This is a genomic window from Luteimicrobium sp. DT211, assembly GCF_049844995.1.
In the GTDB taxonomy this organism is placed as follows: Bacteria; Actinomycetota; Actinomycetes; order Actinomycetales; family Cellulomonadaceae; genus Luteimicrobium.
In genome coordinates, this window is sequence record NZ_JBNCMC010000002.1 from 373,072 (window position 1) to 395,416 (window position 22,345).

The 22,345-nt window shown below is 72.4% G+C and carries 23 protein-coding genes; 11 read left to right on the forward strand and 12 right to left on the reverse strand.

Annotated elements, in window-relative coordinates:
- Positions 1-12 precede the first annotated feature (12 nt).
- The gene (aspS, locus tag ACLQ14_RS05855) at positions 13-1,824 is read right to left on the reverse strand and encodes an aspartate--tRNA ligase (RefSeq protein WP_425810855.1); all 1,812 of its coding nucleotides are present in this window, start codon (positions 1,822-1,824) and stop codon (positions 13-15) included.
- 196 nt (positions 1,825-2,020) lie between these two features.
- Between aspS and ACLQ14_RS05860 the strand changes: the two genes are divergently transcribed.
- The 4 genes from ACLQ14_RS05860 to ACLQ14_RS05875 are packed head-to-tail and all read left to right on the forward strand — an operon-like array spanning position 2,021 to position 4,875.
- Positions 2,021-2,308 carry a hypothetical protein gene (locus ACLQ14_RS05860; protein ID WP_425810857.1) on the forward strand — a complete coding sequence of 96 codons (288 nt, stop codon included), beginning with the start codon at positions 2,021-2,023 and terminating at the stop codon, positions 2,306-2,308.
- The gene (locus ACLQ14_RS05865; RefSeq protein WP_425810859.1) at positions 2,308-4,080 is read left to right on the forward strand and encodes a polymorphic toxin-type HINT domain-containing protein; all 1,773 of its coding nucleotides are present in this window, start codon (positions 2,308-2,310) and stop codon (positions 4,078-4,080) included. Before ACLQ14_RS05860 ends, ACLQ14_RS05865 begins: the two co-directional genes overlap by 1 nt.
- Positions 4,058-4,549: a hypothetical protein gene (locus ACLQ14_RS05870; protein WP_425810861.1), complete on the forward strand. Its 492-nt coding sequence runs from the start codon at positions 4,058-4,060 to the stop codon at positions 4,547-4,549. Before ACLQ14_RS05865 ends, ACLQ14_RS05870 begins: the two co-directional genes overlap by 23 nt.
- Positions 4,550-4,581: 32 nt before the next feature.
- Positions 4,582-4,875 carry a hypothetical protein gene (locus tag ACLQ14_RS05875; protein WP_425810863.1) on the forward strand — a complete coding sequence of 98 codons (294 nt, stop codon included), beginning with the start codon at positions 4,582-4,584 and terminating at the stop codon, positions 4,873-4,875.
- Positions 4,876-4,959: 84 nt separating this feature from the next.
- Here ACLQ14_RS05875 and ACLQ14_RS05880 read toward each other — a convergent pair whose 3' ends face one another.
- A complete protein-coding gene (locus tag ACLQ14_RS05880; RefSeq protein WP_425810865.1) occupies positions 4,960-5,142 on the reverse strand; it encodes a hypothetical protein in 183 nt (60 codons plus the stop codon).
- Between the two features lie 20 nt (positions 5,143-5,162).
- Here ACLQ14_RS05880 and ACLQ14_RS05885 point away from each other — a divergent pair, with 20 nt between their 5' ends.
- From ACLQ14_RS05885 to ACLQ14_RS05905, 5 genes are read left to right on the forward strand one after another with little or no spacing between them, the layout of a single operon-like run.
- Positions 5,163-5,594: a hypothetical protein gene (locus ACLQ14_RS05885; RefSeq protein WP_425810867.1), complete on the forward strand. Its 432-nt coding sequence runs from the start codon at positions 5,163-5,165 to the stop codon at positions 5,592-5,594.
- A complete protein-coding gene (locus tag ACLQ14_RS05890; RefSeq protein WP_425810869.1) occupies positions 5,591-6,730 on the forward strand; it encodes a hypothetical protein in 1,140 nt (379 codons plus the stop codon). The genes ACLQ14_RS05885 and ACLQ14_RS05890 overlap by 4 nt, the downstream gene beginning before the upstream one ends.
- A 34-nt stretch (positions 6,731-6,764) precedes the next feature.
- Entirely contained in the window at positions 6,765-7,232 is a 468-nt protein-coding gene (locus ACLQ14_RS05895; RefSeq protein ID WP_425810871.1) for a PPOX class F420-dependent oxidoreductase, read from the forward strand.
- 34 nt (positions 7,233-7,266) lie between these two features.
- The gene (locus ACLQ14_RS05900; RefSeq protein ID WP_425810873.1) at positions 7,267-7,881 is read left to right on the forward strand and encodes a hypothetical protein; all 615 of its coding nucleotides are present in this window, start codon (positions 7,267-7,269) and stop codon (positions 7,879-7,881) included.
- A gap of 9 nt (positions 7,882-7,890) precedes the next feature.
- Positions 7,891-8,202: a hypothetical protein gene (locus tag ACLQ14_RS05905; RefSeq protein ID WP_425810875.1), complete on the forward strand. Its 312-nt coding sequence runs from the start codon at positions 7,891-7,893 to the stop codon at positions 8,200-8,202.
- 37 nt (positions 8,203-8,239) lie between these two features.
- On the opposite strand, the gene ACLQ14_RS05910 is transcribed toward ACLQ14_RS05905, so the two are convergent.
- Together ACLQ14_RS05910 and hisS are read right to left on the reverse strand one after the other, a co-directional pair.
- Positions 8,240-9,286 (reverse strand): Rv2578c family radical SAM protein, encoded by a 1,047-nt coding sequence (locus tag ACLQ14_RS05910; protein WP_425810877.1) that lies wholly within the window; start codon positions 9,284-9,286, stop codon positions 8,240-8,242.
- A 57-nt stretch (positions 9,287-9,343) separates the two neighbouring features.
- Entirely contained in the window at positions 9,344-10,747 is a 1,404-nt protein-coding gene (gene hisS, locus ACLQ14_RS05915) for a histidine--tRNA ligase (protein ID WP_425810879.1), read from the reverse strand.
- A gap of 259 nt (positions 10,748-11,006) precedes the next feature.
- On the opposite strand from hisS, the gene ACLQ14_RS05920 reads away from it, so the two are divergent.
- Both ACLQ14_RS05920 and ACLQ14_RS05925 read left to right on the forward strand, forming a co-directional pair.
- The gene (locus ACLQ14_RS05920) at positions 11,007-12,431 is read left to right on the forward strand and encodes a DUF349 domain-containing protein (protein WP_425810881.1); all 1,425 of its coding nucleotides are present in this window, start codon (positions 11,007-11,009) and stop codon (positions 12,429-12,431) included.
- A gap of 142 nt (positions 12,432-12,573) precedes the next feature.
- Positions 12,574-13,185 (forward strand): hypothetical protein, encoded by a 612-nt coding sequence (locus tag ACLQ14_RS05925; protein WP_425810882.1) that lies wholly within the window; start codon positions 12,574-12,576, stop codon positions 13,183-13,185.
- Here ACLQ14_RS05925 and ACLQ14_RS05930 read toward each other — a convergent pair.
- The 8 genes from ACLQ14_RS05930 to ruvC form a co-directional block, all read right to left on the reverse strand.
- Entirely contained in the window at positions 13,142-15,460 is a 2,319-nt protein-coding gene (locus ACLQ14_RS05930; RefSeq protein WP_425810884.1) for a RelA/SpoT family protein, read from the reverse strand. The two genes, ACLQ14_RS05925 and ACLQ14_RS05930, sit on opposite strands and share 44 nt — an antisense overlap.
- Before the next feature lie 80 nt (positions 15,461-15,540).
- On the reverse strand, positions 15,541-16,086 hold the full coding sequence (locus tag ACLQ14_RS05935; protein WP_425810886.1) for an adenine phosphoribosyltransferase: 546 nt from the start codon (positions 16,084-16,086) through the stop codon (positions 15,541-15,543).
- Positions 16,086-17,174 (reverse strand): protein translocase subunit SecF, encoded by a 1,089-nt coding sequence (gene secF, locus ACLQ14_RS05940; protein ID WP_425810888.1) that lies wholly within the window; start codon positions 17,172-17,174, stop codon positions 16,086-16,088. The genes ACLQ14_RS05935 and secF overlap by 1 nt, the downstream gene beginning before the upstream one ends.
- Complete coding sequence (secD, locus tag ACLQ14_RS05945) at positions 17,174-19,255, reverse strand: protein translocase subunit SecD (protein ID WP_425810890.1); 2,082 nt, start codon at positions 19,253-19,255, stop codon at positions 17,174-17,176. The genes secF and secD overlap by 1 nt, the downstream gene beginning before the upstream one ends.
- Positions 19,256-19,354: 99 nt before the next feature.
- Positions 19,355-19,822 (reverse strand): preprotein translocase subunit YajC, encoded by a 468-nt coding sequence (yajC, locus tag ACLQ14_RS05950; RefSeq protein WP_425810892.1) that lies wholly within the window; start codon positions 19,820-19,822, stop codon positions 19,355-19,357.
- Between the two features lie 168 nt (positions 19,823-19,990).
- Complete coding sequence (ruvB, locus tag ACLQ14_RS05955) at positions 19,991-21,049, reverse strand: Holliday junction branch migration DNA helicase RuvB (RefSeq protein ID WP_425810895.1); 1,059 nt, start codon at positions 21,047-21,049, stop codon at positions 19,991-19,993.
- Positions 21,042-21,677, reverse strand: a complete 636-nt coding sequence (gene ruvA / locus ACLQ14_RS05960) for a Holliday junction branch migration protein RuvA (RefSeq protein ID WP_425810897.1) — start codon at positions 21,675-21,677, stop codon at positions 21,042-21,044. The genes ruvB and ruvA overlap by 8 nt, the downstream gene beginning before the upstream one ends.
- A gap of 45 nt (positions 21,678-21,722) precedes the next feature.
- Positions 21,723-22,301, reverse strand: a complete 579-nt coding sequence (gene ruvC, locus ACLQ14_RS05965; protein ID WP_425810899.1) for a crossover junction endodeoxyribonuclease RuvC — start codon at positions 22,299-22,301, stop codon at positions 21,723-21,725.
- Positions 22,302-22,345 lie beyond the last annotated feature (44 nt).

A 22,345-nucleotide genomic window follows, 5' to 3' on the forward strand; every position in this document is an offset into this window, starting at 1 on the left:
GGCAACCGGTTGTCAGGCGACCGGCGTGCGCTCACCGCTCGGCGCGTCGGCGTCGCCGCGCTTCGGAGCGGGCCTGGAGTCCACGCCCGCCTCCTTGCGCTGCTCGGCCGTGATGGGCGCGGGCGCGCCGGTGAGCGGGTCGTAGCCGCCGCCCGACTTCGGGAACGCGATGACGTCGCGGATCGACTCGGAGTCCGTGAGGAGCGCGACGATCCGGTCCCAGCCGAACGCGATGCCGCCGTGCGGCGGGGCGCCGAACTGGAACGCGTCGAGGAGGAAGCCGAACTTCTCCTGCGCCTGCGCCTCGTCGATGCCCATGACCTGGAAGACGCGCTCCTGCACGTCGCGGCGGTGGATACGGATCGAGCCGCCGCCGATCTCGTTGCCGTTGCAGACGATGTCGTAGGCGTAGGCGAGGGCCTCGCCGGGGTTCTGCTCGAACGTGTCGATCCAGTCCGGCGTCGGGCTCGTGAACGCGTGGTGCACGGCCGTCCACGCGCCCTCGCCCACGGCGACGTCGTCGTCCTCGCCGGTCGGCTTGAACAGCGGGGCGTCGACGACCCAGACGAACGCCCAGGTGCCCTCCTCGATCATCCCGGTGCGCTTCGCGATCTCGAGGCGCGCGGCGCCCAGGAGCTCGCGGGACTGCGTGACCTTGCCGGCCGCGAAGAAGACGGCGTCACCCGGGTTGGCGCCGGTCGCCTCGCGGAGCCCGTCGCGCTCGGCGTCGGACAGGTTCTTGGCCACCGGGCCGCCGAGCGTGCCGTCGTCGGCGAACGTGACGTACGCGAGGCCCTTGGCCCCGCGCTGCTTGGCCCACTCCTGCCACGCGTCGAACTGGCGACGCGGCTGCGACGCCCCGCCCGGCATGACGACGGCGCCCACGTACGGCGCCTGGAAGACGCGGAACGGGGTGTCCTTGAAGTAGTCCGTGAGCTCGACCAGCGGGTTGCCGAAGCGCAGGTCCGGCTTGTCGCTCCCGTACAGCCGCATCGCGTCCGCGAACGTCATGCGCGGGATCGGCGTCGGGATCCGGTAGCCGATCAGGTCCCACAGCTCGGTGAGGATCTCCTCGCCGAGGGCGATCACGTCGTCCTGCTCGACGAAGCTCAGCTCGACGTCGAGCTGAGTGAACTCCGGCTGGCGGTCGGCGCGGAAGTCCTCGTCGCGGTAGCAGCGGGCGATCTGGTAGTACCGCTCGAGCCCGGCGACCATGAGCAGCTGCTTGAACAGCTGCGGCGACTGCGGCAGCGCGTACCAGCTGCCGGGCGCGAGGCGGGCGGGGACGACGAAGTCGCGCGCGCCCTCCGGCGTCGAGCGCGTGAGCGTGGGGGTCTCGACCTCGACGAAGTCGTGCGCGTCGAGCACGCGGCGGGCAGCCTGGTTGGCCTTGGCGCGCAGGCGCAGGGCGTGCGCCGGCGTCGGGCGGCGCAGGTCGAGGTAGCGGTGCTTGAGGCGCGCCTCCTCACCGATCGTCTCGTTGCCCTCGAGCGCGGTCGAGACCTGGAACGGCAGGGGGGCCGACTCGTTGAGCACGACGACGTCGCTCGCCACGACCTCGATCTCGCCGGTCGCCAGGTGCGGGTTCTCGTTGCCGTCGGGACGGCGCGAGACGTCGCCCGTCACCTGGAGCACGAACTCCGCGCGCAGCGGGTGGGCTACGGCCTCGTCGCGGATGACCACCTGGGCGATGCCCGAGGCGTCACGCAGGTCGATGAACGCCACTCCCCCGTGATCCCGGCGCCGGTCGACCCAGCCCGTGAGGGTGACGGTCTGACCGATGTGGTCGGCTCGCAGCGAGCCGGCCGTGTGGGTGCGGAGCACGGAGGTGTCCTTTCGGGGACGACGGGAGTGGGCCGTCCGAGTCTAGTGGGTGGCGCCTGTGGACGATGCTTGGCGTCGCAGCCTCCCCTCGCTATCGTCCTTGCCCAGGCGACGGCGCAGGTCATGGGGAGGTCTCCCCATCGCCCGTGCTCGAGGGGCTCGTTAGGCTCGCGGGCGAGACAGGGGGAAGGTATCGATGGCAGATCTGAAGCTGGACCTGGACGCGGTGACCGAGCTCGGCACCGACCTCTCGCGGGTGGCGGACGAGTTCGAGGACGCGAACGCGCACAGCGACCGCATCGCCGAGGCCGTGGGGCACGACCACCTCGCGAAGACCGTCCGCGACTTCGCCCACAAGTGGGACGACACGCGCGGCAAGATGACGGAGAACCTGCGGCTGCTCGCCGACTCCGCGACCCAGGTGTCCGACGCGTTCACGCAGACCGACGGCGACATGGCCAAGGCTCTCGCGAAGGACGGCTGATGTCGCGTCCGACGGATTGGTCGCCGGTGGGTCTGGATATCGACCCCACACCGGGCGACCCGGTGCTCGTGCTGTCCGGGGGCCGGGAGTACCTGGATGTCGCGGACAGCATCGATGGTGCTGCTGCTGCGATGGCGCGGTTGGACGTGGCGGGTGCGGTGTCGCAGGCCGTGGACGCGTTGATGGATCGCAAGGAAGACACGATCAGCGAGGTCCGTAAGGCGCACGCCCGGTACCAGGCGGCGGGTGAGGCGTTGGTGTCGTATGCCTCGACGTTGGAGCAGGTGCAGGCCGACACGTTGGCCGCGTTGCAGAGGGCGCGGGGTGCCCGCGGGGACGCGGACGACGCCGCGCGAAACGAGCACTATTACCAGGACCTCGCGGAGTCGGAGACGGATCCGACCACGAAGGCACAGTACAAGCACAAGGCGACCACGGCTGCGGATGGTGCGTCGGCTGCCCGCGCGACGATCGCGGGGGCGCAGGACGACATCACCTCTGCGGTCTCGACGCGGGACCGGGCGGCGGACTCGGCTGCGGATCAGATCACGGAGATCACGTCTCATGACGATCTGAACGACTCGTGGTGGGACAACTGGGGCTCCAAGCTCGTCGCCGCGATCGCGGACATCGCCGACCTGGTCTCCACGATCGCGGGGATCCTCGCGGTGGTGGTGGCGTTCATCCCGGTGGTGGGGACCGCGCTGGCGGGTGTCCTGATCGTCGTCGCAGCGGTCGCTGCGATCGTCAGCGCGTTGGCGAACATCGCCCTGGCGGCGACGGGTGAGCGGTCGTGGGGTGAGGCGGGGATCGCGATCGCCGGTGCCGCGCTGTCCGTGATCGGTCTGGGGGCGGCGGCGAAGGCTGCGACGGGGATCTCGAAGGCGGCGTTCAAGGCCGGCGCCCGCCAAACCATGACGGGGCTGAAGGGTCTGGGCGCGGACGGTCTGCGGGGTGGGTTGAAGGGGTTCGGTAAGGAAGCGTGGTGCAAGGTCGGGTTCGGGACCTGCTTCACCGCCGGCACCCTGGTCGCCACCCCGGATGGCGACAAGCCGATCGAGTCCCTTCGCGCGGGTGACAAGGTCTACACCTACGACCAGATCACCGGCGTGCAGCTGCTGGAGACGGTCGAGGAGACGGTCGTCCGCACGACGACGACCGTGTTCCATCTGACGATCGGCGACGCGGTCGTCACGACGACGGCGGAGCATCCGTTCATGGTGGCCGGGATGGGCTGGATCCAGGCCCGGGACCTGCGCGCGGGTGACCTGCTCACCACCCCGGACGGCACCGTCGCCCTCGACGCGATCAACCCCGAGACCGTCGACGAGGCCGACGCGGTCGCCGTCTACAACATCCACGTCCACACGCACCACACGTACTACGTCCTCGCCGGCGACCTGCCGATCCTCGTCCACAACGCCGCCGGACACGCCAAAGCGGCTACGGACGCTGCCTCGCACCCGGGCCTTGCTGACGACACGATCCGCGCGGGATCACTGAACAAGCACATCAAGGGAACTAACGAGTTCCGTGGCGCGTCGGCGTCGGACCCTCTTGGCAAGTCTGTCTTCGTGGGTCCGGCCAGCGCAAAGAAGCTCGTCGATCTGGCGCGACTTCGTGGTACACCATTCATCGACAAGCTTGGCGTCCTCAAGGTCAAGTGGTCTGCTGGTGTGACGACCGGCTTCGCACCAGACGGCACCCGCCTCACCGACATCATGATCACCTACTCGAAGAAGGGATGGCATGGCTGGCCTACGAAACTCTAGGTGGGTCGTTCTCGATCGCTACCTCGCGCTAACTGTGGGAAGCCATCGGACTACCGCGTGGTCCTTGGGGAAGGCCCGTGAGGCTGCCTTCTCCGGCTTGTGGGACGACCTCGCTGCGAGCGTGCTGCCAGGGCTGGCACTTCGTTCGACGACCGACTCGAACGTCAACACTGCTTGCGTCTACGAGGCCGGTGACGCAGATCGCTCGCTCTACATCTCGTGCGTTCTGCCGGTCTATACGGCGTGGGAAGGGGGCCGGTTCCTCGACGAGGCACCACACTGGGGTGCCGGGCTGACGGATGCCGGGTTGACCTTTCTCGGCAGTTCTGCGACCCGAACGCTCACGCCGTACGTCGATGACGAGGCCGAACGCCGGATCACTTACTTCGAGATGCTCTTCGAGTGGATCGAAGGCTCGGACGGACCCGACGAGTCGGTGCTCATCGACCCGTGGAAGCATGGGTCGTGACGACAAGCGCGTAGGGGCACCAGCCACAGACCATGGAGCTCACGGAAGATGTCGTCGAGCTCATCATGCGACTGCTCCTCAACCATGAGATCGACAGGACGGTGGCTTGCAGGTTCGTCAGACCGTGGGTCGAAGGCACGCTTCCTTCAACCCGGTTGGCAGAGTCGGGCGCGCAGACGATCCACGGACTGGACATCGTGCGTCACGACGGCATCGCCCTCCACCCACTTACGCCGGACGCCGACAACGTGTTCGTCGTCGACGACGACGAACACGTCCGGCGATGCCACGAGTGGCTCCGACGCGCTGGGCGCAGCACCACGTGAGGCGCTGAGATGGCGAATCCAGAGATCGCGGATCGTGTCGACGTTGCCGGGACTGAGTCGTTCGACCCGGAACGGGAACAGCCTTCAAGCCACGAGGACGAGAGATGTACCTTTGGCGCCCACGAGCGTCATGGCGGCCCACCGCCATGTGCTCGCGCTGACCAGAGAGCTCCAGTCGAGGCCGCGCTCGATCTCCTCGGTCCGACCGAGACGCGGCTGCGCCTCGGCGAGGACGTCGACGATCTCCGGCGCTCCGTCGAGTCGCACTTCGCCGAGGACGGAAGTGCGTGACCCTCTCCGCTAGACCGCCCAGCGCGTTGCTGGGCGGCGACGAGGTGACGCTGCTCGTGCGCGCCACGTCGCAGTGGGGTGGTCCAGCCCACGCGAGCGAGGGCCTCGCGCGCGCGATGGGGTTCGAGGACACATCCGCGATGCTCGTTGAGCTCGCTGCTCTCGGGCGAGCTCTGCGCACGGACACCCCGCTCGAGCCGATCGAGTGGGCGCGGGTCCTGGTAGCGACCGAGATCGCGTTCGCCAGCGACCTGTTCGGCGCAGGAACAGAATGGCGCACGATGACCGGCGAGACGGACGAGGCGACGATCCGCACGCTGAGGGCGATCCAGCGCAAGCTCGGACCGGTCCTGCGCGGTTTCTACGGTGGTCGGGCCTCGCTGCTCGCCGGCACGACAGGCTCCGAACTCGACGAAGGAAAACGATGACCGATCAGCCTCCCGCTTCCGGGCAGAACCCCGACCTGGCCGCCGCGCTCGCCTCGGGCGACCGTGCCGCCGTCGGGCGCGCGCTGCGCGAGGGACCCGTGGTCGTGCCGCACCTGACGCGCGACGACGGCACGCCGCAGGTGCGGGTGTTCCCCGCGCCCGAGGGTTCGACGGCGCCGTACGAGGTGTGCGTGTTCTCGTCGGCGGCGTCGCTCGCCGACTTCCTCGGGGACGACCCCGGGCGTGACTTCAGCCTGCGCCGTCGGGACTCGCTCGCGCCGTTCCTGCGTCGGCACGGAGCGGCCCTGGAGCGCGTCGTCGTCGACCCGGCCGGCGCCCACGCCACTGCGTTCACCGTGGCCGAGGTGCTGGCCGCGCTCGAGACCGCCCCGGTCGCCGACGACCCGACGGGTCTCTTCGACGACACGGGAGCCGGCATCAGCCCGGAGGGCCGCGAGGCCCTCGCTACGGCCGACCAGCCGGGCGGCTCGCGCGGCATCGGGATCGAGCTCAACCTGCCCGACCACTGGGTGCTCCTCGACCTCGAGGATCCGGAGGCCCGGGACAAGGAGATCCGCGACGTCGTCAAGCGGCAGACCGCCGCCCTCGGCGACCGGGGTGCGTCGCTGCGGCGGGACCTGCGCGACCGGATGATCGACGCCGCGGCCAAGGCGGCGTCGGCGGGCGGTCAGGTGATGGCGTACCTCGTGCTGCCGGGGACGAACGCCGCGTTGGCGCTCAGCCTCACCCTGTACTGGCACGACCTGGGGCCGGAGGCCGACGGGCTCCCCCACCTGCGCCGGCTGCAGGACCGCCTCGGGAACGGGCTCGGTCCCGACGACGCGCTCACGCGGACCGAGACCCTCTCCGGCCCGTTCCTGCGCCACGTGCGCGTCGGCCGCGGAGCCGAGGAGCTGGGCGCGCAGGACGTGCCGCTGCTGCTGATCGACTACTGGGCAGAGGCGCCGGGGCGTCAGTCCGTCGCGCGGCTCGCGTTCTCGACGCCGCACCTCGAGATCCGCGAGCAGGTCCTCACCCTCACCGACAAGGTGCTGTTCGCCACCGAATGGCTCATGAGCGAGCCTGGCAACGAGCTGGTCTTCGACGGCCCGTCGACGCAGGCGGACCGGAACTGACGGAACCCTGCGGCCGATCGGCCAGACTGGTGCCATGCCCCGCACCATCGCCACGAACACGTCCGTGGACCGCGACGAGCTCCTCGCGTTCCTCCGCCCCCGGCACCACGCCGTCCTGATCACGACACGCGCGAACGGCCTCCCCCAGGCCAGCCCCGTCACGTGCGGCGTCGACGAGGAGGGACGCGTCGTCATCTCCACGTACCCCGACCGCGCCAAGGCCGCCAACCTGCGCCGCAACCCGGCCGCGACGCTGTGCGTGCTCAGCGACGACTTCGGCGGCGCCTGGGTGCAGGTCGACGGGACCGCCGAGGTCGTCGACCTGCCGGACTCGGTCGAGCCGCTCGTGGACTACTACCGGTCGATCTCGGGCGAGCACCCGGACTGGGACGAGTACCGCGAGGCGATGGTCGCGCAGGGCAAGTCGCTCATCCGCGTGACGATCACCGGGTGGGGCCCGATCGCGACGGGCGGCTTCCCGGCGCGCCTCGCCGACTCCTGAGCCGCGCGGGGCCCTGGCGACGGATACTGACGCGGTGGGCCGCCCTCGCCTCCAGGAGCTCGTGTCCTGGCAGCTCCCCGGACGTCACGCGCCCACGGTCCGGACGTCCGCGGCCCGCTGGCTCCCCGACGCGTTCCCCGCGCTGCTGGCCGGCGTCGTCTCCGCGATCCTGTCCGGAGGCGACGGCGGCAGCAGCAGCGTGCCGATCGGCGAGGCGTCCGTCGCCCGGTCGCGGCTCCCACGCGACCCCGCCGCGCCCGTCGTGACCCTGGCCGCCATGGGCGGGGACGCCCGCTGGCTGCCGCCGCGCTGGGCGGACCGGCCGCTGCTGCACGTCACGCGCGACGCGGCCTACGTCGAACGCGCCGCCCGCCCCCGGATCGACCTCGACCTGGCCCGCTCCCGGCTCACGAGCCTCACCGCGGCCGACGCCGGGGGTTCGAGCGGGGTCGGCTTCGTCGCGGCCGTCCTCGACCGCGTCCCGGGAACCGTAGCGCTGCCGCCGGTCGAGATCACCCATCCCGACGACGAGTGCACGGCCACGATCGAGACTCCCCACGGGAGCTTCACCGCGAACGGCCCGTGGGTGGCGGTCGCCTGGCTCGGTCTCGTGGCCGGCTGGCCCGACCCGGGGCTCGCGGGTCGCTAGGCTCCGACCATGCCGGTGACGTTGTGCGTCCTCCTGTGGGAGACCGAGGGCAACGGCGACCTCCTCGCCGCCTACGAGGACGCGGTCCTCGCCCTGGTCCCCGAGCACGGCGGCGAGGTGCACGAGCGGATGCGCCGCACCTCGCTCCCGGGTGAGCCGCGCGGCGGGGACCCGCTCGAGGTCCAGGTGATCGGGCTGCCCGACGACGACGCCCTCGCCGCTTACCTCGCGGACCCACGGCGCACGGCGCTCGCGGACACGCGCGACCGGGCGATTGCCCGCACGCAGATCGTGCGGGTCGACCGGGTCGTGCCGGACTGAAGGTCGCGGGCCGCGCCGCCATGGCGGTGCATCCAACTCAGAACAGCGCCGGCTGCGCCGGTGTGCGGACCGGAGCCGCCGCCTGCCCGACGTCGTGCGCCGCGGCCGCGCGCACGCCCCACCGCTGGTCCCGGTCCCAGCCCCCGTCGAGGCGGTGGGCGTGCATCAGCGGGCGCACGCGGTCGGACAGCCAGCGCTGGTACTCCTGGGACGCGTACGCCCGGTCCCCGTACACCCGCCGATAGCCGGCGACGAGATCGGACCGGTACTCCGCGAGCCACTGCAGGTACCACTCGCGCGCGCCTGACCGGAGGTGCAGCGCGAAGACCGTGGCCCGCTCGGCGCCCGCGTCGGCGATCTCCCGCAGGATCGCGTCGAGGTGCTCCGTGGAGTCGGTCAGCCACGGCAGCACGGGGGCGACCATGACGTGGCACGAGAGGCCCGCCTCGCGCACCGCCCGGACGAGGTCCAGCCGGGCGCGCGGCGTCGGGGCGCCCGGCTCGACGGCGCGGTGGAGCGCGTCGTCGAGCGTCGTGAGCGACACGCCGACGCTGACCGGGACGTGCTCCGCCGCCTCCTGGAGCAGGCCGATGTCGCGCCTGAGCAGCGTGCCCTTGGTGAGGATCGAGAACGGCGTCCCGGACGACGCGAGCGCGTCGATCACGCCCGGCATGAACCGGTACCGGCCCTCGGCGCGCTGGTACGGGTCCGTGTTGGTGCCGAGCGCGACGTGCTCGCGCTTCCACGACGGCCGCGCGAGCTCCGCCCGCAGGACCTCGACGAGGTTGACCTTGACCACGAGCTGGGAGTCGAAGTCCTCCCCCGTGTTGAGGTCGAGGTAGCGGTGCGTGCCACGCGCAAAGCAGAAGGTGCAGCGATGGCCACATCCGCGCACCGGGTTGATGGTCCAGCGGAACGGCACGTGCGACGCGGCGGGGACGTGCGAGAGCGCGCTCTTGCACAGCACCTCGTGGAACGCCGTCCCCGCGAACTCCGGGGTCCGGACCGTGCGCACGAAGCCCGCGCGCTGCAGCCCGGGCAGGGCGCCGTCGTCGGCATCGAGAGCTTGGCCGTCCCATCGCATGACTCGATTCGAACACGTGTTCGAACGAGGGTCAAGCGCGCGACACGCCGGGGAGCGTCAGCCCTCCCTCTCCCCCGCCACGGCCGTCGCCCGCCGGTCGGCCGCCGGCGGCTCCCAGGTCGCCGGGTCGGCCTCGACCTGGTCGCCCGACCGGATGTCCTTGACCTGGTGCGTCGTCGGCGTACCGTCCGCCGTCACGCCCGCCGGGAACCACACGAACGGGATGCCCCGGCGGTCGGCGAAGCGGATCTGCTTGCCGAACTTGGCGGCCGTCGGCGCGACGTCCGTCGGGATCCCGCGGGAGCGCAGCCCCGTCGCCACCCGGTCGGAGTCGCTGCGCGTCGCCTCGTCGGTCACCGCGACGAGCACCGCCGACGGCACGGCCCGGGTCGCCCGGACCAGCCCCGCGGACAGCAGCCGCGAGACGAGCCGCGAGACGCCGATCGAGAGCCCGACGCCCGGGTAGGTGTTCGCGCCGTCGGACGCGAGCGTGTCGTAGCGGCCGCCCGAGCAGATGGAGCCGAGGTGCTCGTGGCCGACGAGCACGGTCTCGTAGACCGAGCCCGTGTAGTAGTCGAGCCCGCGCGCGATCTTCAGGTCGGCGACGACGACGCCCGGCGCCCGCTCCGCCGCGGCGGCGACGAGCGCGCCCAGCTCCTCGAGGCCGGTCTCGAGGAGCTCGGTGGACGCGCCGTGGGTCGCAGCCAGCGACCGCACGCGCTCGACGACGCCCACGTCCTCGCCCGAGATCGACGCGAGCTCGAGGCACGCGGCGGCCTGCTCGGGCGTGGCGCCCGCCTCGGCGACGAGGAGCCGCGCGACCTCGTCGGGGCCGACCTTGTCGAGCTTGTCGATGCTGCGGAGCACGGCCTCGACGTCGTCGAGCCCGAGGCCGCGGTAGAAGCCCTCGGCGACCTTGCGGTTGTTGACGAGGATCCGGACCGGCGGCACGCCGACGGACCGCAGCTCGCCCAGCGCCTCGGCCATCACGAGCGGCAGCTCGACCTCGTAGTGGTACGGCAGGTCGCCCGCGCCGACAACGTCGATGTCGGCCTGGACGAACTCGCGGAACCGGCCCTCCTGCGGGCGCTCGCCGCGCCAGACCTTCTGGATCTGGTAGCGCTTGAACGGGAAGGCCAGGTGGCCGGCGTTCTCGAGCACGTAGCGCGCGAAGGGCACGGTCAGGTCGAAGTGCAGCCCGAGCTGCTTCTCCGCCCGGTCGCCGCGGCCCTGGGCTTCCTCGGCGGCGCCCTCCTCCTGCAGCCGGCGGAGCACGTAGACCTCCTTGGAGGTCTCGCCCTTGCGGAGCAGCTGGTCGAGCGGCTCGACCGCCCGCGTCTCGATCCCCGCGAACCCGTGGAGCTCGAAGGTGCGCCGGAGCGAGTCGAGGACGTGCTGCTCGACGACGCGACCGTCCGGGAGCCATTCGGGGAAGCCTGAGAGGGGTGTGGGGCGGGCCATGCGTCGATCTTTCCAGATCGTCGCGCGTTCCCCGTGCCTCGTCCGACCGGCGAGCGTGACCGGATCGTAATGAGATGAACCGCCCCGCGACCCGAAATAGCCCGGGTCGACAGCCTTGCGGCTGCCTAGACTGGCAGACGACTACGCCTCAGCCCCTCGGCCGGCGTGGTCGGGTCCCTGGTCCGGCACCGGCCGGACGGTCGTTGACGCGGGTCGGCTCCGTCGCCGCACGTCGTGTCACCATCGAAGGAGTTGAGTCGTGAGCGAGACGCCCCCGAGCACCCCGCCCGCACCGCGTCCCACGCCGCGCCCCGTGCCCCGGCCGGCGCCACGGCCCGCACCCCCCGCGGGTGCTGCGCCGTCGCCCGCGCCGGCCCCGACCACGCACGACGTCGCACCCATCCCCGTGCCCGACGACGCGAAGGCCGTCGCGGAGGCCTCGGCCTTCGGCCGGGTCGACGCGGAGGGCAACGTCTACGTCCGCGAGGCGTCCGGCGAGCGCGTCGTCGGGCAGTTCCCCGGCGTGCCGGACGAGCAGGCCCTGTCGCTGTACGTGCGGCGGTACCTCGATCTCCAGGCCAAGGTGTCGCTGTTCGAGGCGCGGCTCAACCAGACGGACCTGTCCGTCCGCGAGATCGACACGACGCTGACCCGGCTGACCGAGGAGCTCGCCGAGCCCGCCGCCGTCGGCGACCTCGACGCGCTGCGCACGCGCCTCGAGTCCGCCCGCACCGTCGCGGAGGAGCACCGCACCCGCATGGAGGCCGAGCGTGCCGCCGCCAAGGAGGAGGCGCTCCAGGCGCGGACGGAGATCGTCGAGCGGGCCGAGGCGCTCGCCGCGACCGACCCCGCGCGCGTGCAGTGGAAGTCCGCCGGCGAGGAGCTGCGGACGCTCCTCGACTCGTGGAAGCGGGCCCAGCACGACGGCCCTCGCCTCGACCGGCCCACCGAGGACGCCCTCTGGAAGCGCTTCAGCCACGCGCGCACGGCGTTCGACCGGGCCCGGCGGCACTTCTTCGCCGAGCTCGAGCAGCGCAACGCCGGGGCCCGCGCCTCCAAGGAGGCCATCGTCGCCGAGGCGGAGCGGCTCTCGTCCAGCACCGACTGGGGTGCGACCGCCGCGGAGTACCGGGACCTCATGGCCCGCTGGAAGGCCGCGGGCCGCGCCAACCGCAAGGACGACGACGCGCTGTGGGCCCGGTTCCGCACCGCGCAGGACACGTTCTTCCACGCGCGCGACGAGGCGAACGCCGTCGTCGACGCGGAGTACGCGGCCAACCTCGAGGTCAAGGAGCAGATCCTGACGGAGGCCGAAGCGCTGGTCCCGGTGACGGACCTCGGGCGCGCCAAGAGCGCGCTCCGCGACATCCAGGACCGCTGGGAGGCGGCGGGCAAGGTGCCGCGGGCGGACGTCCAGCGCGTCGAGGGCCGGCTCCGCGCCGTCGAGAACGCGGTCCGTGCCGCCGAGGACAACGAGTGGCGCCGCTCCAACCCCGAGACGCGCGCCCGGGCCGAGGGCGCCCTGAGCCAGCTCGAGTCGGCGATCGCGGGCCTCGAGGCCGACCTCGCCGACGCGGAGGCCGCGGGCGACGCCCGCAAGGCGTCCGAGCTCGGCGCCGCCCTCGAGGCGCGTCGCGCGTGGCTGGAGCAGGTCTCGCGCGCCGCCGAGGACGCGCGAGGCTGACGCTGCCGGCGCGCCGCGGCACGGGCCGCGGCGCGTCAAGCCCGCGCTGCGAGGCATCGAAGGTCGACGGGACGCCGGACCGTCGTCCACAGCCCCGCCTCGGGATCCGCGCGGGACGGGCGGAGTCGGCGAGGCTGGACCCGTGCTTCCCGACCTGCTCTCCCCCGACGACGTCGGCGGCGTCGTGCCCTGGCGCGCGCTGTGCCGCGACGGCGCGCTGGTGCCGCTCTGGAACCAGGTCGCGTGCCGCGCCACCATCCCCGTCGGGCCCGAGGTCCGCGCCCGGGCGTTCGCGACGGTCCTCCGCGGGCAGGTCGCCGTCGGAGGGACGGCCGCCGCCTGGGTGCACTGCGGCGGGCCCGCACCGCGCCGGGTCACCGCCGTGCACAAGGCGCGTCGGCACCGGCCCTGGCCGGACCCGGCGGTCCGGGTCGTCCAGGCGACGCTCCTCGCGGGCGAGGTCGTGGACGTCGGCGGGGTGAGCGTCACGTCGGTCCAGCGCACCGGCCTCGACGTCGCGCGGGACGCGGACCAGGCGCTCGCCCTCGCCTGGCTCGGCCGCCTCGCCACGGTCGGCTTCGACGTCCGGGCGGCGCGCCTGAGCCTCGAGCGTCGGCCACGCTGGCACGGGCGCAACCAGATCCGCGCGACGCTCGACGCGTTCGAGCGTCAGACCACGCCGACGGCGGCCGCAGGCCGGCCGTCGCAGGTCAGACCGGCAGCTGGGGCGTCTGCTCCGCGCGGGCGCCGGTGATGCGGTAGACGTCGAACACGCCGTCGACCTTGCGGACCGCGGCCAGCACCGTGGCGAGGTGCGCGGGCTCGGCCATCTCGAACACGAAGCGCGACAGCGCCACACGGTCGTTCGACGTCGACACGGTGGCGGACAGGATGTTGACGTGGTTGTCCGACAGCACGCGCGTCACGTCCGACAGGAGCCGCGACCGGTCGAGCGCCTCGACCTGGATCTGGACGAGGAACAGCGTGTTGGACCCGGTCGTCCAGCCGACGTCGACCATGCGCTCGGGCTGGGACCGCAGGCTGCCGACGTTCGCGCAGTCGGTGCGGTGGACGCTCACGCCCTGCCCGCGCGTGATGAACCCGACGATGTCGTCGCCGGGGACGGGGGTGCAGCACTTCGCGAGCTTGACCCACACGTCCTCGACGCCCTTGACCACCACGCCCGGGTCCCCGGTGCGCACGCGTCGGGCGGTGTGCCCGGGCAGGGCGGCCTCGGCGACGTCCTCGGTCGTGGCGTCCTCGCCGCCGAGCGCGTGGACCAGGCGCTTCACGACCGTGGCCGCGGCGACCTGCCCCTCGCCCACCGCCGCGTAGAGCGCCGACACGTCGGGGTAACGCATCTCGGAGGCCAGCACGACGAGCGACTCGTGCGAGAGCAGGCGCTGGATCGGGAGGTTCTGCTTGCGCATCGCCTTGGCGATCGCGTCCTTGCCGTGCTCGACTGCCTCCTCGCGGCGCTCCTTGGAGAACCACTGCCGGATCTTGTTCCGGGCGCGGGGGCTCTTGACGAACGCGAGCCAGTCGCGGCTCGGCCCGGCGCCCTCGGCCTTGGACGTCAGCACCTCGACCACGTCGCCGTTGTCGAGCTGCGAGTCGAGCGGGACGAGGCGCCCGTTGACGCGCGCGCCCATGGTGCGGTGCCCGACCTCGGTGTGCACGGAGTAGGCGAAGTCGACCGGCGTCGACCCCGACGGGAGCGCCTGCACCTCGCCCTTGGGCGTGAAGACGTAGACCTCCGACCCGGCGATCTCGAACCGCAGCGAGTCCAGGAACTCCGTGGGGTCCGCCGTCTCCTTCTGCCAGTCGACGAGCTGCCGGAGCCACTGCATGTCGGTGTTGTCGGAGCCGGCCTTGCCGCCGTCCGGCCCCTTGCCCATCTCCTTGTACTTCCAGTGCGCCGCGACGCCGTACTCGGCCCGCCGGTGCATCTCGTGCGTGCGGATCTGGATCTCGACGGGCTTGCCGCCCGGGCCGATGACCGTCGTGTGGAGCGACTGGTACATGTTGAACTTCGGCATCGCGATGTAGTCCTTGAACCGGCCGGGGACCGGGTTCCACCGCGCGTGCAGGGCGCCGAGCGCCGCGTAGCAGTCGCGCACCGTCTCGACCAGGACACGCGTGCCGACGAGGTCGTAGATGTCCGCGAAGTCGTGGCCGCGCACGATCATCTTCTGGTAGATCGAGTAGTAGTGCTTGGGCCGGCCGGTGACGGTCGCCTTGATCTTCGCGCTGCGCAGGTCCGAGCTGATCTGCTCGCGGACCACGCCCAGGTACTCCTCGCGCGCGGGCGCCCGCTCCGCCACCAGGTGCACGATCTCCTCGTACACCTTGGGGTACAGCGTCGAGAACGACAGGTCCTCGAGCTCCCACTTGATCGTGTTCATGCCCAGCCGGTGCGCCAGCGGGGCGTAGATCTCGAGCGTCTCGCGCGCCTTGCGCTCCGCCGACGACGACGGCACGAACTTCCACGTGCGCGCGTTGTGCAGGCGGTCGGCGAGCTTGATGACGAGGACGCGGATGTCGCGCGCCATCGCGACGATCATCTTGCGGACGGTCTCGGCCTGCGCGGCGTCCCCGTAGGTCACCTTGTCGAGCTTGGTGACGCCGTCGACGAGCATCGTGATCTCGTCGCCGTAGTCCGCCCGGAGCTGCTCGAGCGAGTAGTCGGTGTCCTCGACCGTGTCGTGCAGCAGCGCCGCGGCGAGCGTCGACGGCGTCATGCCGAGCTCGGCGAGGATCGTCGCGACCGCGACGGGGTGCGTGATGTACGGGTCACCGCTCTTGCGGAACTGCCCGCGGTGGGCCTTCTCGGCCGTCCGGTACGCGCGCTCGATCACGCCGACGTCGGCGCGCGGGTGGTTGGTGCGGACGGACTGCAGCAGCGGCTCCAGCGCGGGGACGCCGCCGCCTCCGCGCGAGCCGAACCGGACGAGGCGGGACCGGACGCGGGCTCCCGTCGACTCCTCGGGTGCCTGCGCACCGCGCGTGTCGGGGCTCGTGCTGCTCATGCGCGCCTCCCGTCCGCTCCGGAACCTCCCGGTCCGCTCACCCGGCCGGCGCGGTCAGCGCCCGGCAGGGTCCACCAATCCTACGACCCGGCCGTGAGCAGCGAGTCCACGACCAGGCCCGACAGTGCGTCGCGGCCCCCGAGCCCGTCGAGCTCGAGGAGGAACGCGGCGCCGACGACGTCCCCGCCGCACGCTTCCACCAGCCTGACCGCCGCCGCGGCCGTCCCGCCGGTGGCGAGCACGTCGTCGACGATGAGAACGCGCGACCCGGGGGTCACTGTTCCCGTGCGGACCTCGAGGGTGGCCGACCCGTACTCGAGGTCGTACGTGACCGACTCGACGGGCGGCGGCAGCTTGCCCGCCTTGCGCAGGGGCACGAAGCCCACGCCCAGCCGGACGGCGAGGGCGGCGCCGAGAATGAAGCCCCGCGCCTCCATCCCGGTGACCGTGTCGACAGGTCCGTGGTGCGCGACGAGGTCCGCCAGGGCCGCGACGGCGCCGTTGAACGCGGGCCCGTCCGCGAGCAGCGGCGTGATGTCGCGGAACACCACGCCGGCCGTCGGATAGTCGGGCACGGGCCGCACCAGCGCGCCCAGCGCGTCGATGCCCAGCGGCTCCCCCGCCATCAGCGCTTGCGGCGCGGCTGCGCCTTGATGCCCTGGTGCGCGCCCGGCTGGAGCTGCGCCGAGCCGACGGTCGTCACGAGACCGGGGTCCTCGCCCCGCTCGGCGGCCTGCTCCCGGGCGGCCAGGACCTTGGCCGTGTTCGCCTTGATCCCGGGCTCCCGCTCGCGCAGCGTCACCTCGAGCGGCGTCGCGAGGAAGATCGAGGAGATCGTGCCGACGGCGATGCCCACGAACAGGGACAGCGCGATGTCGCGCAGCGTCCCGGCGCCGAGGAGGAAGCCTCCGACGAAGAGGATGCCGCCGACGGGGAGGAGCGCCACGACGCCGGTGTTGATCGACCGGACGAGCGTCTGGTTCACCGCGAGGTTCGCCCGCTCCGCGTACGTCGACCGTGTCTGGTCGACGATGCCCGCGGTGTTCTCACGGACCTTGTCGAAGACCACGACCTTGTCGTACAGCGAGTAGCCGAGGATCGTGAGGAAGCCGATCACCGTGGACGGCGTGACCTCCCACCCGACGACGGCGTAGACGCCGCTCGAGATCACGAGGTCGGCCATGAGCGCGATGACGGCCGCGAGCGACATGCGCCAGTTGCGGAAGTAGATCGCCATGAAGGCGGCGACGAGCAGGACGAACGCGATGACGCCCTCGATGGCCTTCTTGGAGACGTCCGAGCCCCAGGTGGGGCCGATGAACTCGGCCCCGACGTCCTTCGAGGCGTCGACGTCGAAGGTCTTCGCGAGGGCCGTCTTGACCTGGTCGGTCTCGTCCTTGCTCAGCGTGCCGGTGCGGACCTGCAGGCCGTTGCTGCCGAGGTTCACGACCTCGGGCTGCTCGGACGGCGCGACCGACTGCACGGCCTGGACGGCCTTGTCCTGCGACTGGTCCTGGATGTTCGTGACGGTGAACTCGGACCCGCCCTCGAAGTCGATGCCGAGGTTGAAGCCCTTGGTCCCGAGCACCAGGATCGACAGCGCCACGAGGGCGCCGGTGATCCAGAACCACAGGGCGCGGCGCTGGACGATCTTGTACGAGCGGCGACCGGTGTACAGGTCGTTGCCCCACTGGGCGAAGCTCCCCGCGGCCATCAGCGGTTCTCCTCTGTGGTCGAGTCCTGCGTGGGTGCGTCGGCGCCGGCCGCGGCCGCGCGCTCGGCGGCGCGCCGTTCCGCGATGGTCATCCTGCGGCCGTCGGGCGTGGTCGCGGGCGCGGCACCGGCCGGACGGGCCTGGTCGGCCCGCGCGCTGCGCTCGGGCCCGGCGGGCACGAGCGCGGTCTCGTCGGGCTCGTCCCCGACGTCGGCGCCGGACTCCGGCGGCGGCGCGGCGGCGGCCTCCGGGACCCCGGGGGTCTCGAACTTGCCGGCCCCCTTGTAGCGGACGCCCCGCTGTACCTGGTACGTCTCGGGCGACAGGCCCGAGCCGCGGTGGCCGTCCCGGAAGTACGGCACGCGGGCGATCAGCTCCATCATCGGGTGCGTGAACCAGAACACCACGATGACGTCGATGATCGTCGTCAGGCCGAGCGTGAAGGCGAAGCCCTGGACGCCGCCGACGGCGACGTAGTAGAGCACGATCGCCGAGATCAGGTTCACGGTCTTGGCCGCGAGGACCGTGCGGCGCGCACGCTCCCAGCCCCGCTCGACGGCGCCGACGAGCGGTCTGCCGTCGCGGAGCTCGTCTCGGATGCGTTCGAAGTAGACGATGAACGAGTCGGCTGTGAAGCCGATCGCCACGATCAGGCCGGCGACGCCCGGCAGCGAGAGCCGGTAGCCCATCCGCCAGGACAGCAGCGTGATCACGCCGTACGTCAGGATGCCGGCGACGACGAGGGACGCGATGGTGAGCAGCCCGAGCAGGCGGTACTGGAACATCGAGTAGACGACGACGAGCAGCAGGCCGATGAGCCCGGCGAGCAGGCCCTTCTGGAGCTGCTCGGAGCCGAGCGTCGCGGAGATCTGCTGCTGGCTCTGCACCTCGAACGTCAGCGGCAGCGCACCGAAGTTGAGCTGGTTGGCGAGCGTCGCGGCGCTCTGGCGCGTGAAGCTGCCGGAGATCTGCGACGAGTCGCCCGTGATGCCGGTGCTCGCGTACTGGGAGTCGACGCTGGGCGCCTCGATCACGAGGCCGTCGAGCACCATGCCGAACTGGTTGCGCGGCGCTTGGCCCGCCTGGTCCAGCTGCGCGAGCCGCTTGGTCATCGCGGTCTGCTTCTTGGCGCCGTCGGACGTGAACTTGATGTTGACGACCCAGTTGTTCGTGGTGACGCCCTGCGACGACGTCTCGAGGCCCGACGTCGCGCTCTTGATCTCGGTGCCCTCGATCTCGACCGGGCCCAGGATGTACTTCGCGGTTCCGTCCTGCGAGCACGTGACGAGGGGCTTGTCAGCCGCGTCCCCGCCGCCACCCTTGAGGTTCTTCCCGTCGGTGCAGTCGAGGTCGTCGTACTGCTTCTGGATCGCGGGCGTGATCTGGGACAGCGAGCTCGGCCCGTCACCGCCGCTGAGCGAGTCGGAGCTCGAGCCGTCGGACGCCGCGCTCGGCGTCGGCGTCGGCGTCGCGGCCGCGTTCACGACCGTCGCGCTCTTCTTCACGTACGCCGCGTTCTCGGCGTGCGACGTCGGAGTGCTCTCGTACGCCGAGTTCTTGTTCGTCGGGGTGGGCGTCGACTTGGACGCGTCCTTCGACGTGGACGTCGGGGTCGGGGTGCTGGTCGCCGCCGGGGCGCTCGTCGGGGTCGAGGCCGCCGCCGTCTGCTGCGCCGCCGTGAGCGGGCTGCCGATCACGAGCACGGGCCGGATCCGCATCTGCGCGGACTTGCTCACGAGGTCGATCGTGTCCTGCGACGGGTTGCCCGGCAGCGCGACCACGATCTGCTTGGTGCCCTGCTTGCTGATCTGCGCCTCGGACACGCCGGACGAGTCGACGCGCTGACGGATGACGTCGATCGCCTGGTCCATCGCCTCGGGCGTGACCTTCGAGCCGTCCGTCGTGGACGGCTTGAGGATGAGCTGCGTGCCGCCCTCGAGGTCGAGCGCCAGCTTCGGCGTCCACGACGCGTTCGAGACCGCGGCGCCGACTCCGATCGTGCCGAACAGCGCCGCGGTGAGGATCAGCAGGATCAGCAGGATGCGGCCCGGGTGGGACTTCGCGTGGTTGGTGGTGGCCAACGGTGTGTCTCTTCTCGTGCGCGCCGCCGGGGCGACGTCGATGGCGGGGAGTCGAGCGGGACGGCGCGTGGGCGCGGTCCGGTGGTGCTCCGGGCCGGGCTACTTGGACCCGTCGCCCTTGCCCGAGTCGTCCGGACGGTGGGTGTCGTCGCCCAGCGAGCCGTCGCCGGTCAGGCCGGAGAGGTCGTCCGGCACCTCGAGCACGTCGTCGTCCGTGGCGTCCGACCCCGCGGTCACCGCGGGGGCGTCGGTCGCGGCCGTCGGCTCGACGACCTTCGCGATCGCGGCGCGGACCCAGCGCGAGCGGGTCCCGGGCGTCGACTCGATGGTGATCTCGTCGCCGTCGACCTCGACGATGCGCCCGAGCATGCCCGACGCCGTCATGACGTCCTGGCCCGGGGTGAGGTTCGAGCGGAACGACTGGGCGTCCTTCTGCTTCTTCTGCGTGCGCCGCGAGAGCAGGAACAGGCCGACGAGCAGCACGAGGAGGATGATCAGGAACGTGTAGTTGCTCCCGCCGCCGCTGCTGCTGCCTGCGGCCTCGGTCGCTGCCTGGATGTGCTGCATGGGTGGTTGCTCCTCGCGCGCGTGCGGCTCTCGCCGCACGACAGTCTTTGGCTGGGCTGGCCAGACGCCCCCACGCGCTCGGGCCGTCCGGCGCGGTCGTCGCCCCGGGAGGCGCGCCGCAGCGCGGTCGACGCCGGCACGCGTCTGCGCCGACAGGTCCGCCTCAGTCTAGGCCCTGAAAAGGGCGGCCTGGTCCGCCGGTGGTTCGAGGCCGAGATGCTGCCACGCCGCGGGCGTCGCGACCCTGCCGCGAGGCGTGCGCGCGATGTAGCCCTCGCGCACGAGGTACGGCTCCGCGACGGTCTCGACGGTCTCCGCCTCCTCGCCGACGGTCATCGCCAGGGTGGTGAGCCCGACCGGCCCTCCCCCGAACCGGCGGCACAGTGCCTCGAGCACGGCGCGGTCGAGCCGGTCGAGCCCGACCGGGTCGACCTCGTACACCTCGAGGGCCGCCCGCGCGGCGGCCAGGTCGAGGACGCCGTCCCCGCGCACCTGGGCCCAGTCCCGCACCCGCCGCAGCAGCCGGTTGGCGATGCGCGGCGTGCCGCGGGAGCGGCGTGCGATCTCGGCGGCGGCGTCCGTGGCCAGCGGGACGTCGAGCAGCCGGGCCGAGCGGTGCAGGACCTTCTCCAGCTCGGTCGCGTCGTAGTAGTCGAGGTGGCCCGTGAAGCCGAACCGGTCGCGCAGCGGCGCGGGCAGCAGCCCGGCACGGGTCGTCGCGCCCACGACCGTGAACGGCGGCAGCGCCAGGGGGATCGCGCTCGCGCCGGCGCCCTTCCCGACGATGACGTCGACGCGGAAGTCCTCCATCGCGACGTAGAGGAGCTCCTCCGCGGGCCGCGCCAGGCGGTGGATCTCGTCGAGGAACAGGACCTCCCCCTCCTCGAGCGAGCTGAGGACGGCGGCCAGGTCCCCGGCGTGCTGGATCGCGGGGCCGCTCGTCACGCGCAGCGAGGAGCCGAGCTCGGCAGCGACGATCATCGCGAGGGTGGTCTTGCCCAGTCCGGGCGGCCCGGACAGGAGGACGTGGTCGGGCGGCGCGCCTCGCGACGTCGCCGCCTCGAGCACGAGCGAGAGCTGCTCCCGGACGACCCGCTGGCCCACGAACTCGTCGAGCCGTCGCGGGCGCAGCGCGGCCTCGGCGGCGCGCTCGACGTCGTCGGCGGAGGAGGTGACGAGCCGCTCGGAGCCGAGGTCACGCTCGTCGTCGGGGGCGAGCTCAGCCACGCCGGCCCCCGAGGAGCCTCAGGGCCGCCCGGAGCGTCGCGGCGACCTGCTCGGACGGGCTCGCGCCGGCGGCCGGGCCGTCCGCGTCCGCCGTGACGGCGTCGACCGCCTCCTCGGCGACCTTCTGGGTCCAGCCGAGGCCGACGAGCGCGGCGACGACCTCGTCCCGGCGCGCGTCCGCGGTCCCGGCCGCCAGGGTGGGCGCCCCGGCCGCTCCCGACCCGACGGGTGCGCCGAGCTTGCCGCTGAGCTCGAGGACGATGCGCTGCGCGGACTTCCGGCCGATGCCGGGCACCCGCTCCAGGGCCTTGAGGTCCTCCCCCGCGACGGCGACGCGCAGCGCCTCGGGGCTGTGCACCGCGAGCATCGCGAGGGCCAGCCGCGGCCCCACGCCCGAGACCGACTGCACGGTCTCGAACACGGCGCGCTCGTCGTCGTCGGCGAACCCGAACACCGTCATGGCGTCCTCGCGCACGACGAGCGACGTGAAGAGCGTGACCGTCGCGCCGTGGCGCAGGGTGCCGAGCGTGGCGGGCGTCGCGTGCACGAGGTAGCCGACGCCGTGGACGTCGAGGACGGCGGAGTCGAGGCGGATCCCCGCCACGGTCCCGGTCAGGTGTGCGATCACCGCTGGCTGGCCCCTCTACGAACACGTGTACGAACGGCCACCACCCTAACGTCCCTGCACCCCCGACGGCGCCCGACGCGCCGCCTGCTCGGCGGCCGCCCAGGCGCGCTGGGCAGGGGTGAGCTGGTGCCGGTCGCCGCCCTGGAGCGCGCCCGCGGGCCGCCACAGGTGGCAGATCGCGAGGGCGAGGGCGTCGGCGGCGTCGGCGGGCCGGGGCAGGTCGGCGAGGCCGAGGAGCCGCGCGACCATCCGCTGGACCTGCTCCTTGCCCGCGCGCCCGTTCCCGGTGACGGCGGCCTTGACCTCGCTGGGCGTGTGGAGCGCCACGGGGATCTTCCGGCGCGCGGCCGCCACCATGGCGAGGCCGGCCACCTGGGCGGTCCCCATCACGGTCCCGACGTTGTGCTGCGCGAACACCCGCTCGATCGCGACGACGTCAGGCACGTGCGCGTCCAGCCACCGCTCGAGGGAGTCGGCGACCTCGGCGAGCCGCAGGTCGACGGTCAGGGTGGGCGCGGTCGTGATCACGCCGACGTCGACCAGCGCGACCTTCCGCCCCCCGGCGGAGTCGACGACGCCGACCCCGCACCGGGTCAGCCCAGGATCCACCCCGAGTACGCGCACGACGCCACCCTCTCACTGACGGAGGCTGCGCCGTCGGCCGCCAC

Bases quoted from the DNA above. Each gene is read 5' to 3' on its own strand.
- ACLQ14_RS05870 (WP_425810861.1), top strand. From the start codon at position 4,058: ATGGCTGGCCTACGAAACTCTAGGTGGGTCGTTCTCGATCGCTACCTC.
- hisS (WP_425810879.1), bottom strand. From the start codon at position 10,747: ATGGCCCGCCCCACACCCCTCTCAGGCTTCCCCGAATGGCTCCCGGAC.
- ACLQ14_RS05910 (WP_425810877.1), bottom strand. From the start codon at position 9,286: ATGCGATGGGACGGCCAAGCTCTCGATGCCGACGACGGCGCCCTGCCC.
- ACLQ14_RS05865 (WP_425810859.1), top strand. From the start codon at position 2,308: ATGTCGCGTCCGACGGATTGGTCGCCGGTGGGTCTGGATATCGACCCC.
- ACLQ14_RS05895 (WP_425810871.1), top strand. From the start codon at position 6,765: ATGCCCCGCACCATCGCCACGAACACGTCCGTGGACCGCGACGAGCTC.
- ACLQ14_RS05890 (WP_425810869.1), top strand. From the start codon at position 5,591: ATGACCGATCAGCCTCCCGCTTCCGGGCAGAACCCCGACCTGGCCGCC.
- ACLQ14_RS05875 (WP_425810863.1), top strand. From the start codon at position 4,582: ATGGAGCTCACGGAAGATGTCGTCGAGCTCATCATGCGACTGCTCCTC.
- ACLQ14_RS05905 (WP_425810875.1), top strand. From the start codon at position 7,891: ATGCCGGTGACGTTGTGCGTCCTCCTGTGGGAGACCGAGGGCAACGGC.
- ACLQ14_RS05930 (WP_425810884.1), bottom strand. From the start codon at position 15,460: ATGAGCAGCACGAGCCCCGACACGCGCGGTGCGCAGGCACCCGAGGAG.
- secF (WP_425810888.1), bottom strand. From the start codon at position 17,174: ATGGCCGCGGGGAGCTTCGCCCAGTGGGGCAACGACCTGTACACCGGT.
- ACLQ14_RS05935 (WP_425810886.1), bottom strand. From the start codon at position 16,086: ATGGCGGGGGAGCCGCTGGGCATCGACGCGCTGGGCGCGCTGGTGCGG.
- ACLQ14_RS05860 (WP_425810857.1), top strand. From the start codon at position 2,021: ATGGCAGATCTGAAGCTGGACCTGGACGCGGTGACCGAGCTCGGCACC.
- yajC (WP_425810892.1), bottom strand. From the start codon at position 19,822: ATGCAGCACATCCAGGCAGCGACCGAGGCCGCAGGCAGCAGCAGCGGC.